This window comes from Microbacterium sp. 22242 (assembly GCF_052045495.1).
Classification (GTDB): Bacteria; Actinomycetota; Actinomycetes; order Actinomycetales; family Microbacteriaceae; genus Microbacterium.
The window spans coordinates 160098-185263 of record NZ_JBQEOZ010000006.1 but is presented as its reverse complement, the minus strand read 5'-3'; the positions used below and the strand labels follow the sequence as shown (position 1 = coordinate 185263).

At 71.4% G+C, this 25166-nt stretch carries 21 protein-coding genes; 11 read left to right on the top strand and 10 right to left on the bottom strand.

What is annotated here, in order from left to right:
* Positions 1 to 5: 5 nt before the first annotated feature.
* From ACTJJZ_RS09060 to ACTJJZ_RS09030, 7 genes are all read left to right on the top strand, one after another.
* Positions 6 to 2963, top strand: a complete 2958-nt coding sequence (locus ACTJJZ_RS09060) for a Na+/H+ antiporter subunit A (protein WP_440720856.1) — start codon at positions 6 to 8, stop codon at positions 2961 to 2963.
* Positions 2963 to 3523 (top strand): Na(+)/H(+) antiporter subunit C, encoded by a 561-nt coding sequence (locus tag ACTJJZ_RS09055; protein WP_440720855.1) that lies wholly within the window; start codon positions 2963 to 2965, stop codon positions 3521 to 3523. The genes ACTJJZ_RS09060 and ACTJJZ_RS09055 overlap by 1 nt, the downstream gene beginning before the upstream one ends.
* Positions 3520 to 5085, top strand: a complete 1566-nt coding sequence (locus tag ACTJJZ_RS09050) for a Na+/H+ antiporter subunit D (RefSeq protein ID WP_440720854.1) — start codon at positions 3520 to 3522, stop codon at positions 5083 to 5085. Before ACTJJZ_RS09055 ends, ACTJJZ_RS09050 begins: the two co-directional genes overlap by 4 nt.
* A complete protein-coding gene (locus tag ACTJJZ_RS09045; RefSeq protein WP_440720853.1) occupies positions 5082 to 5744 on the top strand; it encodes a Na+/H+ antiporter subunit E in 663 nt (220 codons plus the stop codon). Before ACTJJZ_RS09050 ends, ACTJJZ_RS09045 begins: the two co-directional genes overlap by 4 nt.
* A complete protein-coding gene (locus ACTJJZ_RS09040) occupies positions 5741 to 6010 on the top strand; it encodes a monovalent cation/H+ antiporter complex subunit F (RefSeq protein WP_440720852.1) in 270 nt (89 codons plus the stop codon). Before ACTJJZ_RS09045 ends, ACTJJZ_RS09040 begins: the two co-directional genes overlap by 4 nt.
* Complete coding sequence (gene mnhG, locus ACTJJZ_RS09035; RefSeq protein WP_440720851.1) at positions 6007 to 6396, top strand: monovalent cation/H(+) antiporter subunit G; 390 nt, start codon at positions 6007 to 6009, stop codon at positions 6394 to 6396. The genes ACTJJZ_RS09040 and mnhG overlap by 4 nt, the downstream gene beginning before the upstream one ends.
* Before the next feature lie 398 nt (positions 6397 to 6794).
* Positions 6795 to 7655 carry an endonuclease domain-containing protein gene (locus ACTJJZ_RS09030; protein ID WP_440720850.1) on the top strand — a complete coding sequence of 287 codons (861 nt, stop codon included), beginning with the start codon at positions 6795 to 6797 and terminating at the stop codon, positions 7653 to 7655.
* Positions 7656 to 7820: 165 nt separating this feature from the next.
* On the opposite strand, the gene ACTJJZ_RS09025 is transcribed toward ACTJJZ_RS09030, so the two are convergent.
* Both ACTJJZ_RS09025 and ACTJJZ_RS09020 read right to left on the bottom strand, forming a co-directional pair.
* Positions 7821 to 9242 (bottom strand): MFS transporter, encoded by a 1422-nt coding sequence (locus ACTJJZ_RS09025; protein WP_440720849.1) that lies wholly within the window; start codon positions 9240 to 9242, stop codon positions 7821 to 7823.
* Positions 9242 to 9694: a MarR family winged helix-turn-helix transcriptional regulator gene (locus ACTJJZ_RS09020; protein WP_440720848.1), complete on the bottom strand. Its 453-nt coding sequence runs from the start codon at positions 9692 to 9694 to the stop codon at positions 9242 to 9244. The genes ACTJJZ_RS09025 and ACTJJZ_RS09020 overlap by 1 nt, the downstream gene beginning before the upstream one ends.
* A 108-nt stretch (positions 9695 to 9802) precedes the next feature.
* Here ACTJJZ_RS09020 and ACTJJZ_RS09015 point away from each other — a divergent pair, with 108 nt between their 5' ends.
* On the top strand, positions 9803 to 10693 hold the full coding sequence (locus tag ACTJJZ_RS09015; RefSeq protein ID WP_440720847.1) for a DUF2510 domain-containing protein: 891 nt from the start codon (positions 9803 to 9805) through the stop codon (positions 10691 to 10693).
* Positions 10694 to 10732: 39 nt separating this feature from the next.
* Here the strand turns inward: ACTJJZ_RS09015 and ACTJJZ_RS09010 are convergent, their stop codons facing one another.
* The 5 genes from ACTJJZ_RS09010 to ACTJJZ_RS08990 all read right to left on the bottom strand — a co-directional run bounded on the left by ACTJJZ_RS09010 (position 10733) and on the right by ACTJJZ_RS08990 (position 18113).
* A complete protein-coding gene (locus ACTJJZ_RS09010; protein ID WP_440720846.1) occupies positions 10733 to 11515 on the bottom strand; it encodes an alpha/beta fold hydrolase in 783 nt (260 codons plus the stop codon).
* A gap of 38 nt (positions 11516 to 11553) precedes the next feature.
* Entirely contained in the window at positions 11554 to 14238 is a 2685-nt protein-coding gene (locus ACTJJZ_RS09005) for a penicillin acylase family protein (protein WP_440720845.1), read from the bottom strand.
* A 253-nt stretch (positions 14239 to 14491) separates the two neighbouring features.
* Positions 14492 to 16387 (bottom strand): YhgE/Pip family protein, encoded by a 1896-nt coding sequence (locus ACTJJZ_RS09000; protein ID WP_440720844.1) that lies wholly within the window; start codon positions 16385 to 16387, stop codon positions 14492 to 14494.
* Entirely contained in the window at positions 16384 to 17448 is a 1065-nt protein-coding gene (locus tag ACTJJZ_RS08995) for a hypothetical protein (RefSeq protein WP_440720843.1), read from the bottom strand. Before ACTJJZ_RS08995 ends, ACTJJZ_RS09000 begins: the two co-directional genes overlap by 4 nt.
* Entirely contained in the window at positions 17445 to 18113 is a 669-nt protein-coding gene (locus ACTJJZ_RS08990; RefSeq protein WP_440720842.1) for a TetR/AcrR family transcriptional regulator, read from the bottom strand. The genes ACTJJZ_RS08995 and ACTJJZ_RS08990 overlap by 4 nt, the downstream gene beginning before the upstream one ends.
* Before the next feature lie 101 nt (positions 18114 to 18214).
* On the opposite strand from ACTJJZ_RS08990, the gene ACTJJZ_RS08985 reads away from it, so the two are divergent.
* Positions 18215 to 19258: a serine hydrolase domain-containing protein gene (locus tag ACTJJZ_RS08985; RefSeq protein WP_440720841.1), complete on the top strand. Its 1044-nt coding sequence runs from the start codon at positions 18215 to 18217 to the stop codon at positions 19256 to 19258.
* Positions 19259 to 19423: 165 nt separating this feature from the next.
* On the opposite strand, the gene argG is transcribed toward ACTJJZ_RS08985, so the two are convergent.
* From argG to ACTJJZ_RS08970, 3 genes are all read right to left on the bottom strand, one after another.
* Complete coding sequence (gene argG, locus ACTJJZ_RS08980; RefSeq protein ID WP_440720840.1) at positions 19424 to 20872, bottom strand: argininosuccinate synthase; 1449 nt, start codon at positions 20870 to 20872, stop codon at positions 19424 to 19426.
* Between the two features lie 70 nt (positions 20873 to 20942).
* Complete coding sequence (locus tag ACTJJZ_RS08975; RefSeq protein WP_440720839.1) at positions 20943 to 21359, bottom strand: PIN domain-containing protein; 417 nt, start codon at positions 21357 to 21359, stop codon at positions 20943 to 20945.
* Positions 21343 to 21576, bottom strand: a complete 234-nt coding sequence (locus ACTJJZ_RS08970; RefSeq protein WP_440720838.1) for an AbrB/MazE/SpoVT family DNA-binding domain-containing protein — start codon at positions 21574 to 21576, stop codon at positions 21343 to 21345. The genes ACTJJZ_RS08975 and ACTJJZ_RS08970 overlap by 17 nt, the downstream gene beginning before the upstream one ends.
* Before the next feature lie 183 nt (positions 21577 to 21759).
* On the opposite strand from ACTJJZ_RS08970, the gene ACTJJZ_RS08965 reads away from it, so the two are divergent.
* Positions 21760 to 22803, top strand: a complete 1044-nt coding sequence (locus ACTJJZ_RS08965) for a LacI family DNA-binding transcriptional regulator (protein WP_440720837.1) — start codon at positions 21760 to 21762, stop codon at positions 22801 to 22803.
* 210 nt (positions 22804 to 23013) lie between these two features.
* The gene (locus ACTJJZ_RS08960; protein WP_440720836.1) at positions 23014 to 25125 is read left to right on the top strand and encodes a carbohydrate-binding module family 20 domain-containing protein; all 2112 of its coding nucleotides are present in this window, start codon (positions 23014 to 23016) and stop codon (positions 25123 to 25125) included.
* Positions 25126 to 25166 lie beyond the last annotated feature (41 nt).

Here is a 25166-nt window from a genome sequence, read left to right as displayed (position 1 = left end):
CGAGAATGCTGATCCTCCTCTGCGTGTTCGCCCTCGCGGCCCTGCTGCTGCCCCTGCTGGTCGCGGCGATCGGAGCCAGGGCGTTCGCGGTGGCGGCGCTCGTGCCCGCGGCCGCATTCGCGCACGCCCTCCTGCTCACGCCGCAGGTGCTCGCCGGCGCGGCGGATCCGCGGCGCACCCCGGCGGAGTCCGTCGACTGGATCCCGCAGCTCGGCCTCGCGCTCTCCTTCCGGATGGATGAGCTGAGCTGGCTGCTGACGCTCATCGTCACCGGCGTCGGCGCCCTGGTGCTGCTCTACTGCCGCTGGTACTTCCGCGGCGCGAAGGCCGGGATCGGGCAGTTCGCGGCGGTGCTGCTCGCCTTCGCCGGAGCCATGTACGGCCTGGTCACGACGGACGACCTCGTGCTGCTCGTGATGTTCTGGGAGGTCACGAGCATCCTGTCATACCTGCTCATCGGGCACTATCACCGCCGCGGCGGCAGCCGCCGTGCCGCGCTGCAGGCCCTGCTGGTGACGACCCTGGGCGGGCTCGCGATGTTCGTCGGCGTGGTGTTCCTCGCCGTCGACGCCGGGACCTCGAGCATCTCCCGGATCCTCGCGCACGCCCCCGCCGGCCCGCTCGCCGACGCCGCGATCGTGCTGCTGCTGGTGGGTGCGCTGAGCAAGTCGGCCATCTTCCCGTTCCACTTCTGGCTGCCCGGCGCCATGGCGGCGCCCACCCCGGTGAGCGCCTATCTGCACGCGGCCGCCATGGTGAAGGCGGGGATCTACCTCATCGCGCGCTTCGCCCCGGTGTTCGCGATGTCCGGCCCCTGGCGGCCGATCACGATCTCGCTCGGCGTGCTCACGATGCTGCTGGGCGGCGTGCAGGCGCTGCGCGAGACCGACCTGAAGCGGATCCTCGCGTTCGGCACGGTCAGTCAGCTGGGCTTCTTCACCGTGGTGCTCGGCTACGGCACCTCGGACGCGATCCTGGCCGGGCTCGCGCTCGTGATCAGCCACGCGCTGTTCAAGTCGGCGCTGTTCCTCATCGTCGGCGTGATCGACCGCCAGCTCTCCACCCGCGACCTCACCGAGATCTCCGGACTCGGGCGCCAGGCGCCACTGCTCGCGACCGCCGGATTCCTCGCGATCGGATCCATGATCGGGTTCCCGCCGACCATCGGCTTCGTGGCGAAGGAAGCGACGCTCGCCGCACTCTACGACGAGGCCCTGCGCGGCTCGCCCTGGGCGATCGTCGCCCTCGCCGGGACGATCCTCGGGTCTATTCTCACCGCGGCATATGGTGCGCGCTTCCTCTGGGGGGCGTTCTGGCGGAAGCGCGATCGCCGCCCCGGGGCGCGGAGCGGGTACCTGCCCGACACGGAATGGCCGATGCCGCCGTTCGGTTTCCTGGTGTCGCCGGTCCTCCTGGCTACGGGGACGATCGTGCTCGGCGCTGCGGCTCCTGCCATCGACGCGGCCCTGTACGGCTACGCCGACGACGCCACGGCCCTCGGCTTCGACGGCGAGGAGCTCGCGCCCGGGCACCTCGCGCTCTGGCACGGCTTCGCGCCAGCGCTGTTCCTCTCGGTCGGCGCGATCCTGATCGGCCTCGCGCTCTTCCTGCTGCTGCAGCGGATCGGCTGGGACCGTCGTCGTCGCCTGTTGCCCTTCACCGCGCAGGACGCGTACTACCTCGCGATGCGCGGCCTGGACCGGCTGTCGGTGGCGACGACCGCGTTCACCCAGCGCGGATCGCTGCCCGTGTACGTGGGCACGATCTTCGTCGTGGTGATCGCCGCCGAGGCCACGGCCCTGCTCGCGGGCGGCCCGGCGGACGCGCGTCTGAGCGCCTGGCACACCCCGATGCAGCTGGTCGTGGCGCCGATCATGATCGCGGCGGGCATCCTCGCCACCCGGGCGCGCAAGCGCTACACGGGGGTCGTGCTGGTCTCGGTCACCGGACTCGGCATGGTCGTGCTGTTCGGCACCAGCGGAGCGCCCGACCTCGCGCTCACGCAGATCCTGGTCGAGACCGTGACGCTCGTGACGTTCGCGCTCGTGCTGCGCCGGCTGCCGTCGCGGATGGGGGAGCACAACGCCTCGGTCGGCCGCGTGCCGCGCGCGATCCTCGGCGTCGCTGCGGGCGTGATGATCGCGCTGGTCGCGATCGTCGCGACCGGATCCCGTGTCGCCGCGCCGATCTCGGAGGCGTTCCCGGAGCTCGCGTACGACCTCGGACACGGCAAGAACGTGGTGAACGTCGCGCTCGTCGACCTGCGCGGCTGGGACACGATGGGGGAGCTGTCGGTGCTGGTGCTGGCGGCCACCGGCGTCGCCTCGCTCGTCTTCGTCACGCATCGCGCGGACCGGCTCTCCGCCATGAAGGCACTTCCCGAGGGGCCGCGGCGGGCACGGCGCCGGCCGCTCGTGGAGACCACGCAGGGCGTGCGCGTGCAGACGGCGGGAGACACCGCGCCGCGGGCGTGGCTGGTCGGCGGCGGCAATGTGAAGCCGGAGAACCGCTCGATCCTGCTCGAGGTGATCGTGCGGATCCTGTTCCACACGATCATCGTCGTCTCGATCTACCTGCTGTTCGCCGGGCACAACGCCCCTGGCGGCGGTTTCGCCGGGGGCCTCGTGGCGGGCATGGCGCTGTTCATGCGGTACATCGCCGGCGGGCGCTGGGAGCTGGGCGCCGCCGCGCCCACCGACGCGGGACGCCTGCTCGGCACCGGCCTCATCCTCGCGGTCGGATCGGCCGTCGTGCCGCTGCTGTTCGGGCTCGGCCCGCTGACGAGCGCGGTCTGGGAGGCCGACGTCCCGGTCCTCGGCCACCTCGAGTTCGTCAGCTCGACGATCTTCGACATCGGCGTCTACCTCGTGGTGATCGGGCTGGTGCTCGACGTGCTGCGCAGCCTCGGCGCCGAGGTCGACCGGCAGACCGCCGAGATGCGGGCGCGGGGGGTGGACATCTGATGGACGTCTCCCTGGTGCTCATCGTGATCATGGCCGTGCTGTTCGGCTGCGGCGTCTACGCGATGCTCGAGCGCAGCCTCACCCGGGTGCTGATCGGCTTCCTGCTGCTCGGGAACGCGGTCAACCTGCTGCTGCTGGTCGTGATGGGCCGGCCGGGTGCGGCGCCGTTCTTCGGCACGTCGACGGGCTCAGGGACCGACGGACTGAGCGATCCGCTGCCGCAGGCGCTCACCCTCACGGCCATCGTCATCACGTTCGCCGTGTCCGCCTTCCTGCTCGCCCTGATCTACCGCTCCTGGCAGCTCGGCCAGGCCGACACCGTCGAGGACGACGAGGCCGACATCGCGCTGCGCGGGCGCACGGTGATCGAGGAGGACCTCATGGACGACGAGGTCGACCTCGAGGACGAGGACGCGACGACCGATTTCGTGGGCGTCGTCACCTCGCCGATCCGGGTGCTGCGCTCCGGCGATCTCGACGGGCTCGTGGACGACGCCCCGGTGGACCGTCCGGACGGCCGCTCCACGGACTCGCGGACCGGGCGGGAGGACGACCGATGAACGCGCTCGTCCCGCTGCTGGTCGCCCTGCCGCTGCTGGGCGCCGCCGTCACGCTGGTGTTCGGGCGGAACGCCCGAGTGCAGGTGATCGTCACGGTCGTCACGCTCGCGCTGGTCTCGATCATCGCGGCGACGCTGCTCGTCGTCGTCGACCGCACCCATCCGATCGCGGTCATGGTCGGCGGCTGGCCGGCGCCGTTCGGGATCGTGCTGTACGTCGACCGGCTCGCCGCGCTGCTCGTGCTGGTCTCCAGCATCGTCCTGGTCGCGGTCCTGCTGTTCTCGATCGGCCAGGGCGCCGCGGACGGGCCAGAGGACACCCCCATCTCGATCTTCAACCCGTCGTACCTGATCCTCGCCGCCGGCATCTTCAACGCGTTCATCGCCGGCGACCTGTTCAACCTCTACGTCGGCTTCGAGATCCTGCTGGTCGCCTCGTACGTGCTCATCACGCTCGGCAGCACCGAGTCCCGGATCCGCACGGGAGCCGTCTACATCGTCGTGTCGCTGGTGTCATCGGTGCTGTTCCTCGTCGCGATCGCGCTCATCTACGCGGCGCTCGGCACCGTGAACATGGCGCAGATCGCGGAGCGGATCGGGCAGATCCCGCCGAGCACCCAGCTCGTGCTGCACCTCATGCTCGTGGTCGCGTTCGGCATCAAGGCCGCGGTGTTCCCGATGTCGTTCTGGCTGCCGGACTCGTACCCGACCGCCCCGGCCCCGGTCACCGCGGTCTTCGCCGGCCTGCTCACGAAGGTGGGCGTGTACGCGCTGATCCGCACCGAGACGCAGCTGTTCAGCGTGTCGAGCATCGACACGCTGCTCATGATCGTGGCGCTCGCGACGATGCTGATCGGCATCCTCGGTGCGGTCGCGCAGGCCGAGCTGAAGCGGATCCTGTCGTTCACCCTGGTCAGCCACGTCGGCTACATGGTGTTCGGGCTGGCGATCGCCACGCCCGCCGCGATCGGCGCCACGGTGTACTACATCGTGCACCACATCATCGTGCAGACCACGCTGTTCCTCGCGGTGGGACTCGTCGAGCGACGCGCGGGCAGCACGTCGATCCTGAAGGTGCGCGGCCTCATGAAGGCCGCTCCGCTGATCGCGGTGCTCTACTTCGTGCCGGCGATCAACCTCGGCGGGCTGCCGCCGTTCTCCGGTTTCATCGGCAAGTTCGCGCTGTTCCAGGCCGCCGCGCAGGTCGCCACGCCGCTCATCTGGGTGCTGATCGTGGGCGGCGTGCTGACCTCGCTGCTGACGCTCTACGCGCTCATGCGGGCATGGAACCTGGCGTTCTGGCGCGAGAAGGAGGAGGCGCCGGAGGACCACGAGCGGATCGCCCACCTCGGCAGCGCCCCGGCGGCCGACGAGCAGCAGGAGCGCCGCCGCATCCCGCCCATCATGACCTTCGCGACCGGCGGCATGGTGGCCGTGACGCTCGCCCTGACGGTGTTCGCCGGTCCCGTCTTCGGTCTCTGCGAGCGGATCGGATCCACCCTGCTGCAGCCCGTGCGGCTGGCGATGCTGCAGACCGACGGCGGGCAGGGGGACGGCTCATGAGCCCGTTCGCGAAGCGCAGCGCGTGGCGCGAGATCGGCCTGCATCTGCCGTTCCTGCTCTGGCTGATCGTGCTGTGGATGCTGCTGTGGGGCCAGTTCACCGTGCTGTCCGCGGTGACGGGGATCGCGGTGGCGGTGTTCGTGACGCGGGTGTTCCGGCTGCCGACCGTCGAGCTGTCCGGGCGGATCAACCTGTGGTGGGCGGCGATCCTGGTCGTGCAGTTCCTCGCCGCCGTCGTGCAGGGGTCGCTGGGCGTCGCGGTTCAGGTGCTGGACCCGCGCCGTGCGCCCGGTGCCGCGATCATCGCGGTGCCGCTGCGCTACGCCGACGACCTCGTGATGACGCACGTGGCGGTCACGTCGTCGCTCATCCCCGGTTCGCTCGTCGTGGAGGCGGATCGGGACACCCGCACGCTGTACCTGCACGTGATCGGGGTGCGCTCGCGCGCCGACGTCGAACGGCAGCGCGAAGGAGTGCTGCGCTGGGAGCGCCGGATCGTGCGGGCGCTCGGCTCGCCGGCCCAGATGCGCGCGCTGCGGGCGGACGATCGCGGGTCGGGCCGGCCCGGATCCACGGCCGGACCGGCTTCCGGATCCGCCTCGGGATCGGCTTCCGGATCCGCCTCCGGATCCGCCTCGAGGGGGGAGGAGCGCCGATGAATCCGCTGCTGCTGGTCATCATGATCGTGTTCGGGATCGCCGCGATCCTCACCGTGATCCGGATCGCGATCGGCCCCTCGATCCTGGACAGGGCGGTCGCGAGCGACGTGCTGCTGACCGAGGTGATGTGCGTGCTCGGCGCCGACATGGCGATCAACCATCACACCCGCACGCTGCCGGTGCTGATCGTGGTGGCGGCGGTCGGCGTGTTCGGCTCGATCGCGGTCGCGCGGTACGTCGCACGGAGGGACAACGGTCCGTCATGAACCTCTTCGACCTGCGCATCCCGGACGCCGTGGTGGACGCCGCCGTCTGGGTGCTCGTGCTGATCGGCGCGCTGCTCTGCCTCACCGCGGCGATCGGGCTGCTGCGCTTCCGCGACGTGCCGACCCGGCTGCACGCCGCGACCAAGCCTCAGGTGCTCGGCCTGCTGCTGATCTGCCTCGCGATCGCCCTGTCGCAGCGCTCGATCATCGGCATCGTGCTCGGGCTGCTGCTGGTCGCGCCGGTCGTGCTCATGCAGTTCGCGACCGCGCCGCTCTCGGCGCACATGGTCGGCCGCCAGGCGTATCGCAACGGGACGATCGATCAGCGCTCGCTCGTCGTCGACGAGCTCGCCGAGTCGAAGGGGACTCCCCCCGGGGCGGGCTGAGCCCGGTGTGCGCGTCAGCTGCTGTCTCCCTGCCCGCGGCCGGACAGCGGGTCGCCGGGCGGGCCGGCGGACGTGCGGGCCGGCGGACGTGCGGCCCGGCGGATCGGCGGGGCGGCGGGGCGGCGGGGCGTGCGGCCCGGCGGATCGGCGGGGCGTGCGCGGTGGGCCGGCGTGCGTGGCGCCGGCTACCGTTCTCAGGATGGATTTCGCGGTACCGCGTCTTCGGAGCCCAAATCGGCGAGAAGGGCGAAACCATCCTGAGAACGGTTCGTCGGGCGAGCGCCATGGCGGGCCCGCGTCGGGCCGGAACGCCCTGCACAGCGGTGATCCCGGCCCGATTGTGCACAGGTCACGGAGTGCGCCTGTCACGGGGACGGCGCATCCGACACGCTTGCCGGATGCGTGATGTCGACGAGAGTGCCATCGCGCTGAGGCGACTCCGCTCACCGTCGGTCTTCTCTGCCGCCGACTTGACGGAGCAGGGGTTCGACCGCGCGCGGATCCGGGCGGCCGTCGCGGCCGGCGTGCTCGTGCACGCACGTCGCGGCCGGTATCTCCGTTCGGACGTACCCGCGGCTATTCTCGCCGCCGTCCGTTCGGGGGGTCGTCTCGACTGCCTCTCGCTGCTTGAACTGCTCGGGGTCTTCGTCAAGGACAAGCCGGGTCTGCACGTGAGGGTGCCGCCGAACGCGGGGCGCTTCCGCGCAGACGCCGTCGTGCACTGGCGCGTGCAGACCGAGGAACCGCTCGGCGATCACGCCGTGTCGGTACGTGATGCCGCCATCCATGCCGTGCTGTGCCAGAAGCCGCGGGCGGCGGTCGCCACGATCGACAGTCTGCTGCACCTGAGGCTGCTCACGGTGGACGAGGTCGACGCCGTCTTCCGGAATCTGCCGAAACGCCTCCGGATCCTCAAGAGGATGGTCGACGGGTCCGCGGAATCGGGTCCGGAGACGCTGGTGCGTCTGATCCTTCGCACGCTTCCCGTCAGCGTTCGCACACAGGTCGTCATCGTCGATGTGGGCCGCGTGGACTTTCTGATCGACGGCTGGCTGATCATCGAATGCGACGGGCGACGTTTCCATGAAGGCTGGGACAAACAGGTGCAGGATCGGCATCGTGACGTCGAAGCAGCCGCGCAAGGCTATGTCACCGTGCGATTCACCGCGGCCGACGTTCTCGACGACTCCGGAGCGATCCGTGCCGCGATCGCACGAATCCTGGAAGCTCTGGGACCGCAGCATCGCCGCGCACGGTGACGGTTCTCAGGACGAAATGCGCAAGAAGCCCGATATCCAGCGCCTGATCCGGCCGACCCGAGAATCGGTCCTGAGAACGGTGTGGAGCTTCTGCCGAATAGCCGGGATCCCGGCCTCGGGATCCGGCAGAGACCCGTTTCTTCTTACGCCCTCCGCGCTCCGCGCTCAGCGACCGGCGGAGGGCGTGTCCTTCCCGATCCTCGCGAGTGACCGGTCGAGCACTGTGATGAGCAGGAAGACGAGGGCGATTCCGACGACCACCCAGCCCAGCACGTGCAGTCCCGCGGTGCTCGCCCTGGCGCCGTAGGCGTTGCCGTAGATCACCGCCGAGACGATCGCGCCGAGGTAGAAGAACGTGCGCAGCAGCCCGGCCGATGAGGCGATCCGGTCGGGCTCGGCCTGGAAGTACAGCGAGTTCTGGATCGCAAGGTTGTTCAGGCCCTGCGGGATGCCGAGGATCAGCATCGCCAGCACCAGGAACCAGATCGGCGAGGATCCGGTCATGAACAGCACGAGCACGCCGGCGATGAGCTGCGCGGTCGATCCGACCAGCAGCTTCCAGACCACCTCCGGCCGTCGGCCGAACGTGATCGCCACGGCCACACCGGTGGCGAACACGGGCAGCAGCACGAGTCCGGCCGCGGTCGGCGAGAGGGCGCGCCCGTCCTCGAGCCACTGCGTGAAGCCGTAGACGAACGTGTACGAGATCGTCGCCGTCAGCAGGGAGCGGACGTAGCTGAGCAGCAGCGGCACGTTGCCGGAGAGCACGCGCACGTCGATGAACGGATCCGGCGTCCTCCGCTCCCACCACACGAACCCGGCACCGGCGACCGCCGCGACGGCCGGCAGCCACAGCAGCGCGGGCGACAGGTTCTGCAGGAAGACGAGCAGCGAGAGCATCGCGACGGCGAAGAGGACGATGCCGATCCCGTCGATGCGCGGTCGGTCCTCGGGCGCGGGTTCGAGACCGGTGCGGCGCGGGAAGAACAGTGCACCGAGCAGCAGCGACGCGAGACCGAGCGGGATGTTCACGGCGAACGTCGCCCGCCAGCCCCACGCGCCGATCAGCAGGCCGCCGAGGGCGGGCGCGATCACCGCGACGGTCTGCGTCGTCACCGACAGCAGGGTCAGGATCCCGGCGGGCGAAGCCAGGCCCGTGCGGTCGGCCTCGGCGCGGATCAGGTGCATCGCCGCGGGGTAGCCGGCGCACGTGCCGAGGCCCAGGATCACCCGGGCGGCGACCAGCCACCACACGCTGTCGCGGCTCTCGGGCGCGAACAGGCCGATCGCCCCGGCCACGGTCACGAGAGCGGCGCCGAGCAGGAACAGCGGCCTCACGCCGAAGACGTCGACGAGCCGGCCGACCAGCGGCTGCCCGATCGCGGTCGCGAGGTAGAGGCTGGAGACCAGCCACACCGTCTCGCTCGCCGGGGCGCCGAGCGCGATGCCGATCGGGGTGAGCGCCACCGCGATGATCGCGGTGTTGATCGGATTCAGGATCGTGCCGACCATCATCGGCGCGAGCAGCCGGCGGTCGAAACGACCCTCCGGAGCGGGGCCGGCGATCCGGACGCGCGGGACTCGCATCAGGGCAGCATCCGCGCCAGTACGGCCATCGCGCGCGCGACCGTGCTCAGCTCCTCAGGGGCGAGCTCGGCCAGCGCATGCTCGAGCCAGGCCGCCGCAGCGTCCCGCTGGCCTTCGACGCGCGCCCAGCCGGTCTCGGTGAGATCGAGGATCTGCCGCCGCCCGTCGTTCGGATCCTGACTGCGGGTGACCAGCCCGGCGCGCTCCAGCGCCTCGACCGTCGCGGCCATGGACTGCGGGCGGACCCGTTCGGCCGCCGCGAGAGTGCTCACGGTCGACACGCCGCCCTTGCCGAGCCGCGCCAGCGCCGAGGCCTGGGACGGCGTGAGCGCCTCATCCGCCCCGGCCTCGCGGAAGCGGCGGAGCAAGCGCGCCACGACCGTGCGCAGGTCGAGGGCGGTCTGCGCCGGGCTCGCAGCGGATGCGTCGGTGAGCGGCGGGACCTCGGGCATCTCTACAGCCTAAACTGCACAGGTGAAACTGGCTATCGACAGGGCCGGCGCGACGACCAGCCAGCCCGCGGCTCCCGGATAGGGTCGTCCTGGACGAAGGGGGAGCGCATGAGCGCGCAGCCGGGGTGGTACGACGCGGGGGTTCCTGGCCGGGAGCGGTGGTGGGATGGCGGGCAGTGGACCGCCCATGAACGCGACGTGTCCCCGCCCGCCCCGACGGGCGGCGGCTTCGCCGGGGCAGCCGGAGCCCCCGTGGCCGCGCAGTCCCCTCTCACCGCTCCGGCCCCGGGCTGGTATCCGGCGCCGGGGACGGCGGTGCTGCGCTGGTGGGAGGGACGCCACTGGACCGGATTCCGGATCAAGGACGGCAGGCCCGGCACCGACGGCGTCACCGCCGAGCAGCCCGCGACGGCCTGGGTGCTCGGCGGCCTGTTCCTGCTGGTCGGGGTGTCGCAGCTGCTGATCTCGTTCTCCACGGGCTACTTCGGCAGCGGGATCCCGTTCATCGCGCTCGGCGCCCTCTGGCTCGTCATCGCGGCACGCACGTCGGCGCTGCGCAGGATGCCGGCGCCGGCGACGGCGCCGGTCTTCCCCGACTTCGTCCGTCCCCTCCCCGGGGAGCAGGAGGGCGCCGGCGCCGGGTGGTATCCGGTCGCGCGCACGGGGTCGCGGTGGTGGACAGGCACCCGCTGGGCGGAGTACGTGGTGACCCGCTTCGGGATCCGTCCGACCTTCCACGGGCGCCGCGCGATCCTCGCCACGCGCATCATGGTCTGGATCTTCCTCGGGATGGGCGTGCTCTGCGCCCTCGCCGGCGTCCTGCTGACGGCGGGCGCCGCGGACGACTCCGACATGCTGTTCGCGGGCGTCACGGCGATCGTCCTCGGGATCCTGTTCGTGCTCCTGTGGATCGCGTTGCTGATCTCGTCGCGGACGCAGGCCCGCCTCCTGCTCGTGCCGGCCACGCCACCGGCCGCGCCGGCCCCGCACCAGGGCTGATCCGGGCGCGGCGAGATCCGTCGGCGATCGCGCCGCCGCTCAGACGCGGGCGAGGAAGCCGGAGACCAGGGCCGCGGCGGGGCCGGCGTTGCGGATCATCGTCTCGTGGCCGCAGCCGGGCAGCTCCGCCGATTCGGCGCCGGGGATCGCGGCGGCGACCGCGGCGCACCATGCGCGCGGGCACACCGGGTCGCGCTCGCCGCGCAGGATCAGCGCGGGCGCCGAGATCCGCGGGTAGAGCTCCTCGGGGCGGTGCGCGACGGTGGCACGGATCTTCCTCACGAGCTGCGGGCCGGCGCGCAGATACTCCCTGATTCCGCGCACGACCACCCGCGGGTCGATCGATGCGGTGTCGCGGAGGAACCGGAGCGCCTGCCGCACCACGCGGCGCGCCCCGGCGTCGACGGTCGGGGCCGCGAGCACCACGGCGCGGACGAGGTCGGGGTGCCGCACGGCGAGCTCCGCGGCGACCTGCGTGCCCATCGAATGGCCGATGACGGTGACCGCCGCGGCGCCCGAGGCGACGAGGTAGGACGCGATGAGGTCGGCGTGCTGCGGCATCGTGAGCGGGACCTCGGGCTCCGGCGCGGCCCCGAACCCGGGCAGGTCGACCGCCGTCACCACACCGGGGAGGCGATGCACGAGGTCGCCGAAGACGCTGCGCCCCATGCCCAGACCGTGCACGAGCAGGATCCGGTCGGCACCGTCACCGTCACCGTCACCGGCACCGGCACCGGCGGTCTCGGCGATCAGCACGGCGGATCCCGCGGTGAACGCCGTGACGGCTCCGTCGAACGCGGGCGTCAGATCGGGGGCGGTCACCGGACCACTCCATCACATCGGGGCACGTCCGCGCCCGTTCAGGCGGCGGGGGTGAGCGTCAGGGTGTCGACCGTGGCGGCGTCGACGGCCTCCTTCGTGAACGGCCACGGCTTCTGCAGCCCCTGCCGCCAGTCGTCGGTCTGGTCCGTGTAGTGCGGGCTGAAGGCGTGCCCGCTGGCGCCGGTGAGGTGGATCCAGCTCGAGTGGTCGAGGTTCGACAGGTCGACCACCATCCGCATCGACGGCACGGTTGTCGTCGCGTACGAGTCGCCGAGCTGCCAGCCCGTGGCGTCGACCAGGGATGATCCGCCGCCGACCGGGTACGGGCCGCGGTTGAACAGCCACTCGATCGGCGCGATGCCGCTCTTGCCCAGCGTCTGCTGGGTGAGGGTGATCGCGTGCAGGTCGCCCCAGTTCCACCGGCTCTGGTCGGAGCCCTGCGCCTTCACCAGCTCGTCGTATGCCTGCTCCGCCGACAGCGCGAGCATCTCGTCACGCCCGGAGACGCCGATCCGGGGGTTGGTCCAGAGCGGATCGTCCGGCTTGTCGAGCATCGCGCCGACGACCGTGAACAGGCGGCCCTGTCCGTCCATGGGCAGGGGCGTCTCGCGGTTCTGGAAGATGTTCCTCGCGAGGTTCTGCCAGAGCACGTTCGCATACGCCGCAGCGGGGGAGTCGGCTGTGGCCTGCGCGTCCCAGGAGGTCAGCATCGCGACGGCCCGCTTCACGCCGGCCCCGTGCAGCGGGACCTTGGTGAACGCGCCGGAGAGCTGCTTGCCGATCCAGCTCTGCTGGTCGAACTGGATGTCGCGCATGTCCTGCGCGGTGAGCGGGTGCTGCTTCGCGGTGCGCTGGATCAGTTCCGTGATGCGCGCTGCCCGGTAGCCGTAGTCCCAGTCCTTGGAGAGGAAGTACGGATAGCTGTCCGGCACGATCGCGTTGTTCGCCGTGACGATGTAGCCGTCGTCGGGGTTGTACGAGACCGGCAGCTGGTCGAAGGGGATGTAGCCGGTCCAGTCGTACGCGCTCGACCAGCCGGGCTGCGGGAAGTAGCCGTTGCCCGCGCCGCGGATCGGCAGCCGGCCCGGCGTCTGATAGCCGATGTTCCCCTTCGTGTCGGCGTAGATCAGATTCTGCGCCGGCACGTCGAAGAGCGACGCAGCGTGCCGGAATCCCGCGAAATCGTTCGCCGTGTTCATGGCGAAGATCGCGGTCGAGGTCGTGCCAGGATCCAGGGCCGTCCAGCGCAGGCTGACGGCGTACTGCCCCGGCAGCGCAGCGGTGGCGGCGTCGGGGGCGACTCCGGTCTCTCCCCCCGGCGAAGCCGGCGCGGCCGATCCCACGATCGGAGTCTTCGCGAGCGCGGTGAAGCCGTCGGTCAGTCCGGACACGATCGGGCCGTGCGCGGTGGACCGGACGGTGAGACGGATGTCCCGGGATCCGGCGACCTTGATCGTCTCGGTGCGCGTGGTCAGCGGCTCGAGCTTCCCGTCGCGCCAGTACTTGTCGCCGTCGACCTTCTCGACGTAGAGGTCCGTGACGTCGGTGGTGAGGTTCGTGAAACCCCACGCGATGTCGGCGTTGTGCCCGATCACGATGCTCGGCAGTCCGGAGAAGGAGAATCCGGCGACGTCGAACGGGCAGGCCTTGGTCACCGTGCGGCAGCGCAGCTGCATCTGATACCAGACCGAGGGCAGCGCCGCGCCGAGGTGCGGGTCGTTGGCGAGCAGGGGCTTGCCGCTCGCGGTGAGGGATCCGGACACCACCCACGAATTGGATCCGATGCCCTCACCGGGGTTGCCGAGGAGCGTCTGCACCGCGGCCAGGGTGCTGGGAGCGGTGGTCCATCGCACGGCTGCCGGCGCGGGGCCGCCGCCCGAGGGTGCGGTCGGATCGGCTCCGGATCCGGATCTGTAGTCGGCGGAGCCCGGGCTCGAGGTGCGCGCTGCCGCGTCCGCCCCCTTACCGCCCTCGCTCTGCGTCATCGGCGTGATCGTCGGCACGATCACCGGGTTCGTGGCGAAGGGGTACGCGGGGTAGATCTCGTTCATGGTCGCGGTGTCGACCGCCGGGGCGAGCAGGGCGCGCGTGGTCTCGCCCTCGATGTTGTCGCGCAGATCCCAGGCCATAGCCTTCAGCCAGGCGACGGAGTCGGCGGGCGTCCACGGCTCGATCTCGTAGTCGGAGTTGCTCATGCCGAGCACGGCATATTCCAAGGACGCCTCCGCGCCCCTGTGGTCCGCGAGGTACGCGTTCACGCCGTCCGCGTATGCCTGGTAGTAGCCGCGGGTGGTCGCGTCCATCGCCGCGACCTCCTTCTCGGCGATGCCGTGCCAGTCCAGCGTGCGCAGGAATTCGTCGGTGCCCACCTGCGAGGCGCCGAACAGCTCGGCGACGCGACCGCTGGTGACGTGCCGGCGGAAGTCCATCTCCCAGAACCGGTCCTGCGCGTGCACGAAGCCCTGGGCGAAGAACAGGTCGTGGGTGTTGTCGGCGCTGACCGTCGGGATCCCGCGGTCGTCGCGCTGCACGGTGACCTGGGCCTGCAGGCCCTTCAGCGCGAGCTCGCCCGAGGTCTGCGGGAAGGACCGCTGCACGGTCCACACCAGGACCAGGGCGGCTGCGGTGGCGAGGACCAGGATCCCCGCGACGAGCCCGTACGCCGTGCGTCCGATGATGCGCCCCACGCGTCGGCGGGGCTTGCCGGGTGCGACTGACGACATCGCTGCTCCTTCGGGTGGCACGGAGTCTCACGATCCCGAGGATCGCGTCTCCCCAGTGAAACGTCCTCGCATCCTAGCGCCGCGCGCCGGGGGTCGCGGCGCGTCTTCCGGTGGCGGCCCCGGGCCCTGACCGTTCTCAGGACGATTTTTCGAGAAGCCCGGAAAGACACGCGCGCAACGGCGCGGTCGGGCAGATCGTCCTGAGAACGGTCGGCCGCCGAAGTGTGCCGGGGCCGTGGCGGCAGGCTCGCGGCTACCCGATCAGGCTGGGCTGCAGGTCGCGCAGGGTGCGCGTGTGCGTCATCCGGGTCACGCCGATCATCGCGAGCAGCAGCGCGCCCACGAGCCAGGTGCCGAGCACGGCGATGTCGGCCAGTGCGCGCGACACCTGCCCGCCGTACATGAGCTGGCGCATCGCGTCGACGACGTAGCCCATGGGCAGCACGTGGTGCAGTGCGGCGAGCGGTCCGGGCAGCGTCTGCCACGGGAAGGTGCCGCCCGCGGTGACCAGCTGCAGCACCATCAGCACGAGGCCCATGAACTGGCCGACCGATCCCAGCCAGACGTTCAGCGCGAGGATGATCGCGGCGTACGTCGCCGAGGCGAGCACCATGATCCCGAGCGCGCCCCAGCCGTTCTGGAAGGTGAACCCGAGCGCCCACGCGAGCACCCCGAGCAGCCCGACCATCTGCAGCGCCCCGAAGGCCGCCGGGGTGAGCCAGCCGGCCAGCGTGATCCGGATCGGCGAGTGCAGCGCGGTGACCGCGCGCCGCGAGATGGGCTTGATGATCAGGAACAGCGCGTAGATGCCGATCCAGCCGGCCAGCGCGGCGAAGAACGGCGCCAGGCCCTGGCCGTAGTCCTTCGCGGCGGCGACCTTTCCGCTTCCCACGTCGACCGGGTTCGCGATCGTCTTCGCCTGCTGCTCGCGCAGCTCGGGGGTGGAGGAGGGGATCGCGTCGACGCCGCTGTTGAGGCCGTCGCGCAGCGTGCCGATGCCGGTGGCGAGGGTGCCGAGGCCGTCATGCAGGCTCTTCGCGCCGTCGCGCGCGCTCGCCGCACCCGTGCTCAGCGCGGCGGCGCCCGACGCCGCGGTCTTCGCGCCGTCGGCGAGCTGCTGCGACTTGTCCGCGAGGGTCGCGCTGCCGGAGGCGACCTGTGCGCTGCCGTCGGCGAGCTGGTCGATCTTGCCGACCGCCCCCTGCACGGTGTCGTTGCCGTCGCGCAGCTTGTCGGCGAGCGGATCCAGCTTCGCGAGCACCGCGTCGATGTCGGCCTGCGACATGCCCCGATTCGCGAGCGCGGTGGCGATGTCGCTGCGCGCCTGCGGCAGAGTGTCGGTCGCCTGCTGCACGAGGGATCCGGCCTGGTCCGCGTATCCGGCGAGCTGCCGGTTGCCGTCGCTCACCCGCTGCGCACCGTCCGCCAGGGTCGCCGCGCCGTCGGCGAGCTGCTGGGATCCGTCGGCGAGCTGCTGCGTGCCGTTCGCGAGCTGGGCGGCGCCGTCGGCGAGCTGGGCCGTGCCGTCGGCGAGCTGCCCGCTGCCGGCCACCGCGCTGTTCGCGCCGTCGAGCAGCTTGCTCGCTCCGTCGGTCGCCTCGGACAGCTTGTCGCGGACATCGCTGAGCGCGGTCAGCAGCTTCTCCGCCGCCTCCTGTCCGACCATCTCGGCGACCGAGCGCCGGATCTTCTCGACGGCGCCCGAACCGATCGACGACGCGAGGTAGTTGTTCGCGTCGTTCGTCTCGAGCTCGATCCTGGCCTGGTGCGGCGTCGTGCCCGAGGCCGACAGCAACGCCGCGGAGAACGTCGTCGGGATCGTCACGGTGAAGTCGACATCGCCGTTCTTGAGGGCGGCGCGGGCGCCGTCGGCGCTCATCCGCTGCCAGTCGAAAGCGTGACCCTCGACGAGGTTGTCGGCCACCTTCTCTCCATAGTTCGTCGTGGTGCCGTTCGTCGTCGCCCCGGCGTCGCTGACGACGAGCCCGACCGGGACCTCGGTGAACTTGCCGTAGGGATCCTGATTCGCCCACAGGTACAGGCCGCCGTACAGGATCGGCACGCACATCAGCGCGATCAGGGCGATCACGGCCATCGGGGTCGCGGTCAGCCGGCGGAGTTCGGCCGCGATCATCGCGGGGACCTTCATCGCTCTGCTCCGTTCGTGTCTTCGGTCTCTGCGGACGGGTCCGGGTCCGGGTTCGGGGCCGGGGCCGCCGCCGGGTCTGCGTCCGGATCCGCTCCGCGATGCGGGGAGCCATCGCTGCGCTCGGCTCGAGGGCCGTCATCGGGCGCCGGATCGCCTGCGTGGGCGGGGTCCGTGCGGTCGGGACCCGCGTGGTCAGGGCCCGCGATGTCGCCTTCCGCCGCCGGTGCCGCGTCGTCCGGTGCCGTGTCGTCCGGCGCCGTTGCGTCTTGCGCCGTCCCGCCGCCGCGTTCCGTCTCGCGGTCGGCTGGCTCGACGATCGAGTCGCCCCCGCGTTCCGTCTCGCGGTCGACGACGTCCGTGAGCGGTTCGTCCTCCGCCGGCACGGGCATCACCGCGGTGGAGCCGGTGAAGTCCGCGAGCGGGCGCACGGGGACCGTCGCGTTGGAGGGGTAGTCGGTCTCGAGAGCCTCGGGGAGGCGCTCGATCACGGCGGCGGCGGAACCGCCGACGATCACGAGCACGGCGAAGCCGCGATCGGCGAACTCGGTGGCGATCCGCCACCAGCCCTCGGGGCGTCCGCCGTGGCGGTCCGGAGACACCAGGACGAAGCCCTCGATGTCGTCGCGCAGCACGGCCAGCTCCGCCATCACCCGCACGCGCACGGACGGCTTGACCGTGCCGATCGGCCGGCCGGCGAGCTCGGCGAAGCCGATCTGCTCGAGCCAGCGCCGGGCGTGCAGCGGCGAGGCCGGGAGCCCGGCGAACATCAGCTCCTCGCCGACCACGCCGGCGAGGGTGACGCCGGGGTGCGGGTCGCTGACCTCCGGCGCGTCGACGAGCGCCATGCGGCGGCGCAGCTCTTTGGCGTTCCTCGCGCCGTCGATCGTCACCTCGCCGGAGTCAGGGCGCATTCGGCCCGTGGCGATCAGGCCCAGCACGGTCGGCCGCAGCTCCGTCTCGGCCAGTACGAAGCGCGCGTGCCCGGTCTCGATCTCCAAGGAGGTCGGCGGGAGCGCCTGCCCCTTCTTGCCCTTGCTGACCTCGTGCACTGCGATCCTCATGCGCGGTCCTCCTCGGCGGGAATCGTGGCCAGCGTATCGGCCGGGCCCGCCGCCGCCAGCTCGGGGTGATCGGCGAGGAGCGCATCCGTCTCCCGCCAGGACAGCCCGGCGATGCTGAGCACGGCGCGCACGGCGATGCCGCCCGCGACAGGGGAGGAGGCGTCGGTGCGCGTGACCACGGTGCGCGCGCTCTCCTCGATGAGGCGGGCGAGGGTCTGCGCCGTCATGTCCTGGCGCAGCTCGCCGTCGTCCTGCCCGCGGCGGACGATCGCGGCGAGCCTGCGGCGGAGCGGGGCGAGGGCCTCGGCCGTCTCCTCGACGTGCGCCTCGTCCAGCGCTATCGCCGCGGCCACCTGCACGTGCGCGGCCTCGCGCCAGAGATCCGCGGTGAGCCGCGCCAGCGCGACCCGGCTGTCGGCGTCGTCGACCTGCTGCGCGATCGCGTTGAACCGCTGCGCTCCGGATCGGATCAGCTCGCGTACGAGCGCCGTGCGGTCGTCGAAGTGCCCGTACAGGGCGCGCCGGCTGAGGCCGGCGGCGCGGGCGATCTGGTCGACGGAGGCGTGCGGATCCAGTGCGAGGGTCTGCGAGGCCGCGGCGAGGATCCCCGCCCGGTTCTCGACGGCGTCACGACGCGGACGGCGGGGCGCGGAAGCATCGGTCATGAGGACCAGTATACGCGCAACTTGCACAAGTCTGTGCAAGTTAGCGGAATGCGCGTCTCGTAGAGTCGGTCCATGACAGCACACCGCGCTCGGGCCGGGCGATGACGGCGCTGAGCGAGACGCTCGCCGCGCTGCTCGAGGAGGGCGCGCGGAACGGGCTGTACACGGCGGGAGCCGCAGGGGTGCGGATCGGCGACGCGCGCGCCCTCGCGGTCGTGGGCCGGCACGGGCTCGACGACCCGACGCCGACGACGACCGACAGCCTCTTCGACCTGGCCTCGATGACGAAGGCGTACGCGGGCGCCGCGATCCTGCGACTCGTCGACGACGGACGGCTCGATCCGGATGCTCCCGTCGCGGAGATCCTCCCGGTCGGCTCGGGAGGCGGGCACGAGCGGATCACGATGCGGATGCTGCTCACGCACACCGCCGGATTCCCTGCCGAGCAGCTCCTCTGGAAGGACCGCAGCATCGCCGCCTCCGAGTTGCGGCGGCGGGTGCTGTCGACGCCGCTGGAGAGCGCGCCCGGCGCGGTGTTCCGCTACTCCTGCGTCGGGTTCATCGCGGCCGGCGCGGTCGCGGAGGCGCTGACCGGGGTCGCGCTGCCGGACCTCGTGCGCACCCTCGTGACAGAGCCGCTCGGCCTGCGCCGCACCGGCTACGGGCCCGTCGACTCCGCCGGGGCGGTCGCCACCGAGGAGGACGCGTCCTCCCTCGGCCGCGGGCTCGTCCAGGGATCGGTGCACGACGAGCTCGCCTGGTCGCTCGGCGGCGCGGTCGCGAACGCCGGGATCTTCGCCCCGGTCGACGAGGTCCTCGCCTTCGCGGAGAGCTACCGGGACGACCGGCTGCTCGGCCCGCGGGGCTGGACGCTCGCGACGACCGCCGCTCCGCCGCCCGCCGTCCCGGCGCCGTTCGCGCACTCCCTGGGTCTGCGGATCGCGGATCCCGGCTTCCTCGGCGACGTGCACGCGATCGGGCACACCGGATTCACCGGCACGATGTTCTGGGTGCAGCCCGAACGCGACGTCGCGGTGACGCTGCTCACCAACCGCGTGCATCCCCGCCGAGACCGCGCCGATCTCGGCCCCTTCCGCGTGCGGTTCTCCCAGGCGATCGCACGGCTGGCCTACTCCGCGGAATGACCGGGTCCGCGGGTCAGCCGGCTCCGCCGCAGCGGGATCAGCCGAGGAGCAGCCGGAGCCCCCAGTTGACGGCGACCCTGCGAAAAAGGGAATCGCTTATTTCCTAGCAAAATAAGCTAATACCTTTTCCAACCAGACCATAAGCTGCGGGAAGGCGCGTCCGGGTCAGTCGGTGCCGGAGTCGAACGCGGCGCCCTCGCTGGCCGCGTCCACGGCGTCGGCGAGGGCCTCCTCGGTCTCGGCGAGCGTGGTGCCCTCGACCGCACTGGCGATCTCGGCCGACTCGCCCGCGGTCACCCGGCCGACGAGCTCACCCGTCGCGCCGCCGACCAGACCCAGCCCCGCGTACTGCTCGAGGCGGGCGCGCGAGTCGGCGATGTCGAGGTTGCGCATCGTGAGCTGGCCGATCCGGTCGACCGGACCGAAGGCGGCGTCGCCCACGCGCTCCATCGACAGCTTCTCGGGGCCGTAGGACAGGTTCGGCGAGACGGTGTCGAGGATCGTCCAGTCGTCGCCGCGGCGCAGCCGGATCGTGACGGTGCCGGAGATCGTGGATCCGACCCAGCGCTGGATCGACTCGCGCAGCATCAGCGACTGCGGCTCGAGCCAGCGGCCCTCGTACATCAGGCGGCCCAGGCGCCGGCCCTGCTCGTGGTAGGTCGCGAGGGTGTCCTCGTTCAGGATCCCGTTCACGAGGCGCTCATAGGCGATGAACAGCAGCGCCATGCCGGGCGCCTCGTAGATGCCGCGGGACTTCGCCTCGATGATGCGGTTCTCGATCTGGTCGCTCATGCCGAGGCCGTGGCGGCCGCCGATCCGGTTCGCCTCGAACACCAGCTCGACCGGATCCGTGTACTCGACGCCGTTGAGCGCGACGGGACGCCCCCTCTCGAAGGTGACCGTGACGTCCTCGGTCTCGATCGCGACGGACGGATCCCAGTACTTCACGCCCATGATCGGATCGACGGTCTCGAGCGACACGTCCAGGTGCTCGAGGGTCTTCGCCTCGTGCGTGGCGCCCCAGACGTTGGCGTCGGTCGAATACGCCTTCTCGGCGGAGTCTCGGTAGGGGAAGCCGTGCGCGACGAGCCATTCGCTCATCTCCGCACGTCCCCCGAGCTCGGTGACGAAGTCGGCGTCGAGCCACGGCTTGTACACGCGCAGCCGCGGGTTCGCGAGCAGGCCGTAGCGGTAGAACCGCTCGATGTCGTTGCCCTTGTAGGTGGAGCCGTCGCCCCAGATGTCGACGCCGTCCTCCTTCATGGCGCGCACGAGCAGGGTGCCGGTGACGGCACGCCCGAGCGGTGTGGTGTTGAAGTAGGTCTTGCCGCCGGAGCGGATGTGGAACGCGCCGCAGGCGAGAGCCCCGAGGCCCTGCTCGACGAGCGCGGTCTTGCAGTCGATCAGTCGGGAGGCCTCGGCGCCGTACTCGAGCGCGCGGCCGGGGATCGCGTCGATGTCGTCCTCGTCGGGCTGGCCGAGGTCGCCGGTGTAGGTGTACGGCACGGCGCCCTTGTCGCGCATCCACGCGACGGCCACGGAGGTGTCGAGCCCTCCCGAGAAGGCGATGCCGACGCGCTCGCCGACGGGCAGGGACTGCAGGACCTTGGACATGGAAACCAGTTTAGAGGCGGCGTTTCGCGGGTTTCGACGCGGGGCGGCCCGGGCCCGTTCGCCGCGCGGGTCAGATCAGCCGGACATCGACGCCGATCGCCGCATACGTGGGCAGTGCGCGGCGGTCGCAGGAGAGCAGCGTGGTGCCCGCAGCCTTGGCCGCCAGGCCGACCAGGCCGTCGTAGACGGATCCCCCGGCGATCCGCGCGTCGGCGAATGTCCGCGCGGCGTGCAGCGCGTCTGCCTCCGGGAGGGCGACCGACGCGGGGAAGGTCTCTTCGATGAGCTCCGCAGCCCGGTCGGGCCGGATCCGGGCGGATCCGGGGAGACGGGTCAGCACCGAGAACGTCTCGACGAGCGCATGGCCGGCGAGCCCCAGCGTCAGCGTCCGGGTCAGACCGGCGACGGCGAGGTGCGCGGGGTCCACGTCGCGCAGAAGGGCGAGCGCGGCGCTGGTGTCGAGGAGCAGGTCAGCGCTGGTCGGCAAGGCGCAGTTCCCGGATGTCGTCAGCCGTCATCACGGGTCCACCCGTGATGACGAGCCGGCCGTCCTCGTCTCGGACGACGTTGTCGTGGGTCTGCATCTCGATCCGGATCCCCGTTCCGTCCATGATCAGATCCACCGGTCCCGGCGTCATGCCGAGCCGCTCGCGGAGCGCTGCAGGGATCACGATCCGCCCTGCCTTGTCCATGGTCGCTCTCATGCCATCAGAATACCATTTCGATGGCATGAAGCGACGGCTGCCGGCTTCTCGGGGCCCGCGTACGTCGGCGGCCTCGCAGCGACGGCCCCGGTTCGCCGGCGGATGATCGGCGGGATCGGCCCGGCGCTGGCGGCGCAGGGGCCCATCGATCCCTGGCCCTCCCGTGGCCGATAGGGTGCAGACGTGGGTATCGGCAAGCAGGCGAAGCGCGCGGTCACCGTCGACGACATCGCCGCGCGCGCCGGGGTCTCCTCCGCCGCGGTGTCGTTCGCGCTGAACGGGCGCAAGGGCGTCTCGGAGACGACCAGGGCCCGGATCCTCGCGATCGCCGACGAACTGGGCTGGGCGCCGACCAGCGCCGCGCGTGCGCTCGCCGGCGCCAAGACGCACACGATCGGGCTCGCGCTCGCCCGCGATCCCGGCAACCTCGGCGTCGAGTCGTTCTACATGCAGTTCCTCGCCGGGATCGAGAGCGAGCTCTCTCTGCGCGACTACGGCCTGCTGCTGCAGATCGTGCCGGACATCGCGCAGGAGCTGAAGACTCTGCGGACCTGGCGCAACGCCCGCCGGGTCGACGGCGTGATCGTGACCGACGTGCGCGAAGAGGATCCGCGCATCGCCTACCTGGAGAAGAATCCCGGGTTCCCGGCGATCGTCGTCGGTCACCCCAGTGTGGCCGGAGGGCTCGCCTCGGTCGGCACGGACGATGCCGCCGCCGCGCGCCAGGCCGTGCAGCACCTGGTCGGGCTCGGGCACCGCCGCATCGCCCGCGTCACCGGGCTCGTCGACCTCGCGCACACGCAGCTGCGCACCGAGGCCTTCCTCGACGAGATGCGCGCCCTCGGAGCGGATCCGATCGTGCTGAACACCGACTTCACGGCCGGCCAGGGCGTCGCGGTCACCCGCGCGGCGCTCGCGGCGCCGCACGCGCCGACCGCGCTCATCTACGACAACGACATCATGGCGGTCGCCGCGCTCAGCGCGGTCGCGCAGCTCGGCATCAGGGTGCCGGACGACCTCTCGATCATCGCCTGGGACGACTCCGTGCTGTGCCAGCACACCTACCCTCAGCTCACCTCGCTCAGCCACGACGTGGTGAGCTTCGGCGCGCACGTCGCCCGACGGCTCTTCCAGGTGATCGACGAGGGATCCGCGGGCGCCTTCCTCGACGCCACCCCGGCTCTGGCCCCGCGCGGTTCGACCGGTCCTGCTCCGGCCGCGCGCTGATCGGCGCCGCCCCGACTCGACGGGACAGCCAGCTCTCGGCCCGGCAAGGTGGAAACGCTTGCAGAGCGGCCATGCCTGTTGTACTGGGATGGATCCGGATCTCCGGACCCGGGCGTACCGTTTCATGGAAGCGCTTGCACAACGGCCGGATGCGGTGCTAGCTTCGTGCTCGGCCGCGCGTGCTCGACGCGCCCCCTCAAGGAGTCGACGATGACACTCTTCCCCCGCAGACTCGCGACGGCGATCGTGGCCGTCGCGCTGATCGCCTCGCCCGCCCTGGCGGCCCCCGCCGCGGCCGCCGGCACGACCCCCGCCGCCTCGGCCGGATCCGCCCCCGCCGGCGCGGGTCCCGCGACGAAGGACGTGACCGCCCACCTGTTCCAGTGGCCGTGGAAGTCGGTCGCCGAGGAGTGCAAGCACGTGCTCGGGCCGGACGGCTACGGGGCGGTGCAGGTCTCCCCGCCGCAGGCGCATGTCGAGCTCAAGGATCAGGGCTACCCCTGGTGGCAGGCGTACCAGCCGGTGTCGTACTCGCTGCAGAGCCGGTACGGCAGCCCCACCGAGTTCGCGCAGATGGTCGACTCCTGCCACAGGGCGGGCGTGCGCGTCTACGTCGACGCCGTGCTCAACCACATGAGCGGGCAGAAGGACGGCGGCGTCGGCAGCGACGGCTCGACGTACGGCTACTACGACTACCCGGGCCTGTACGGCTACGACGACTTCCACCACTGCGGTCGCAACGGCGACGACGACATCGCGAACTGGAACGACCGCTGGGAGATCCAGAACTGCCAGCTGCTGGGCCTGTCGGACCTGGCCACCGAGAAGCCGACCGTGCAGACGAAGCTCGCCGGCTACCTGAACTCGCTGCTCGCGCTCGGCGTCGACGGGTTCCGCTTCGACGCCGCGAAGCACATCCCGGCGACCGACCTGCAGGCGATCACCGCGAAGCTCTCCCGCCCCGCGTACATCTACCAGGAGGTGCTCGACGGCGGCCCGATCCAGAAGAGCGAGTACCTGCCGGTCGGCAGCGTCATCGAGGACCGCTACGGCACGCAGATCTCGCGTGTCTTCAAGACCGGATCCCTCTCCTGGCTCAACCTCTTCGGCGAGGCGTGGGGCTTCAACGCCTCCGACACCTCGGTCGTCTACACCGACAGCCACGACACCGAGCGGGACACGTCGGGCGGATCCGTCACCTACAAGGACGGCGCGCTGAACGACCTCGCGACCGTGTTCGAGCTGGCATGGCCGTACGGGCACCCGCTCGTGCTGTCGAGCTACCACTTCACCAGCACCGACGCGGGCCCGGCATCCGACGCCGACGGCAACGTGCTGCCGGTGGCGTGCAACACCGCGACGTCGGGCGTCGGCGGCTGGCTGTGCCAGGACCGCGCCGCTTCGACCGTGGGCATGGTGGGCTTCCGCAACACGACGGCCGGCACCGCGGTGACGCGCTGGTGGAGCGACGGATCCGACGCGATCGCGTTCGCCCGCGAGGGCGCCGGCTACGTCGTGGTGAACAAGGAGAGCGCCTCGCTCACCCGCACGTTCGACACCGGCCTGGCCGCGGGCGAGTACTGCAACCTCGTCACCGGCCACGTCGTGGGCAACCACTGCACCGGGCCGTCCGTCACGGTCGCGGCCGACGGATCCCTCGCCACGACCGTCCCCGGCCTGTCCGCCCTGGCCATCTCGAAGGATGCGCTGGTCTCGAAGGCCACGGCAGCGCCGGCGCCCTCGGTCGCCTTCACCGCGTACACCTCGGTCGACGCGGGGCAGAAGCTCGTCGTGGTCGGCAGCGATCCCGCGCTCGGCTCGTGGGACCCGGCGAAGGGCCTCGTGCTGTCCTCGGCGTCCTACCCGGTGTGGCACGGCTCGGCCGCGATCCCCGCGGGCACCTCGTTCGAGTACAAGTACGCGAAGGTGTCGGCGGACGGCGCGGTCGAGTGGGAGTCGCGCCCCAACCGGACCGCGACGGTGCCGGCCGACGGAGCCCTCGCGTTCAACGACGGCTGGAACGCCGGGGCGACCGTCGACGCCTCCGTGACGCTGCACGCGACGCTCGACCCTGGTCAGACCGCGTACATCGTGGGCGGCGTGCCCGCCCTCGGCAACTGGAGCCCGGACGCGGCGATCCCGCTGACCGACACGGGCGACGGCACCTGGACCGGCGCGGTGACGCTGCCCGGCTCGACCACGATCGAGTACAAGTACATCCGCAAGGACGCATCAGGCAACGTCACCTGGGAGAGCGACCCGAACCGCAGCGTCACCACCGGATCGGGCGGCACCATGACGCTCGACGACACCTGGCGCTGAGAGACGGCCCGGTTCCTCTCCTGGGGGAGGGGGACCGGGCG

Excerpts from the sequence above, each read along its gene's own strand:
- ACTJJZ_RS09060 (WP_440720856.1), top strand. The coding sequence starts at position 6 with ATGCTGATCCTCCTCTGCGTGTTCGCCCTCGCGGCCCTGCTGCTGCCC.
- ACTJJZ_RS09020 (WP_440720848.1), bottom strand. The coding sequence starts at position 9,694 with ATGCCCGAGGTCCCGCCGCTCACCGACGCATCCGCTGCGAGCCCGGCG.
- ACTJJZ_RS09045 (WP_440720853.1), top strand. The coding sequence starts at position 5,082 with ATGAGCCCGTTCGCGAAGCGCAGCGCGTGGCGCGAGATCGGCCTGCAT.
- ACTJJZ_RS09055 (WP_440720855.1), top strand. The coding sequence starts at position 2,963 with ATGGACGTCTCCCTGGTGCTCATCGTGATCATGGCCGTGCTGTTCGGC.
- ACTJJZ_RS08990 (WP_440720842.1), bottom strand. The coding sequence starts at position 18,113 with ATGACCGATGCTTCCGCGCCCCGCCGTCCGCGTCGTGACGCCGTCGAG.
- mnhG (WP_440720851.1), top strand. The coding sequence starts at position 6,007 with ATGAACCTCTTCGACCTGCGCATCCCGGACGCCGTGGTGGACGCCGCC.
- ACTJJZ_RS09000 (WP_440720844.1), bottom strand. The coding sequence starts at position 16,387 with ATGAAGGTCCCCGCGATGATCGCGGCCGAACTCCGCCGGCTGACCGCG.
- ACTJJZ_RS09015 (WP_440720847.1), top strand. The coding sequence starts at position 9,803 with ATGAGCGCGCAGCCGGGGTGGTACGACGCGGGGGTTCCTGGCCGGGAG.
- ACTJJZ_RS09025 (WP_440720849.1), bottom strand. The coding sequence starts at position 9,242 with ATGCGAGTCCCGCGCGTCCGGATCGCCGGCCCCGCTCCGGAGGGTCGT.
- ACTJJZ_RS08995 (WP_440720843.1), bottom strand. The coding sequence starts at position 17,448 with ATGAGGATCGCAGTGCACGAGGTCAGCAAGGGCAAGAAGGGGCAGGCG.
- ACTJJZ_RS08960 (WP_440720836.1), top strand. The coding sequence starts at position 23,014 with ATGACACTCTTCCCCCGCAGACTCGCGACGGCGATCGTGGCCGTCGCG.
- ACTJJZ_RS09005 (WP_440720845.1), bottom strand. The coding sequence starts at position 14,238 with ATGTCGTCAGTCGCACCCGGCAAGCCCCGCCGACGCGTGGGGCGCATC.
- ACTJJZ_RS09040 (WP_440720852.1), top strand. The coding sequence starts at position 5,741 with ATGAATCCGCTGCTGCTGGTCATCATGATCGTGTTCGGGATCGCCGCG.
- ACTJJZ_RS09050 (WP_440720854.1), top strand. The coding sequence starts at position 3,520 with ATGAACGCGCTCGTCCCGCTGCTGGTCGCCCTGCCGCTGCTGGGCGCC.
- ACTJJZ_RS08985 (WP_440720841.1), top strand. The coding sequence starts at position 18,215 with ATGACGGCGCTGAGCGAGACGCTCGCCGCGCTGCTCGAGGAGGGCGCG.
- argG (WP_440720840.1), bottom strand. The coding sequence starts at position 20,872 with ATGTCCAAGGTCCTGCAGTCCCTGCCCGTCGGCGAGCGCGTCGGCATC.
- ACTJJZ_RS08970 (WP_440720838.1), bottom strand. The coding sequence starts at position 21,576 with ATGAGAGCGACCATGGACAAGGCAGGGCGGATCGTGATCCCTGCAGCG.
- ACTJJZ_RS09030 (WP_440720850.1), top strand. The coding sequence starts at position 6,795 with ATGCGTGATGTCGACGAGAGTGCCATCGCGCTGAGGCGACTCCGCTCA.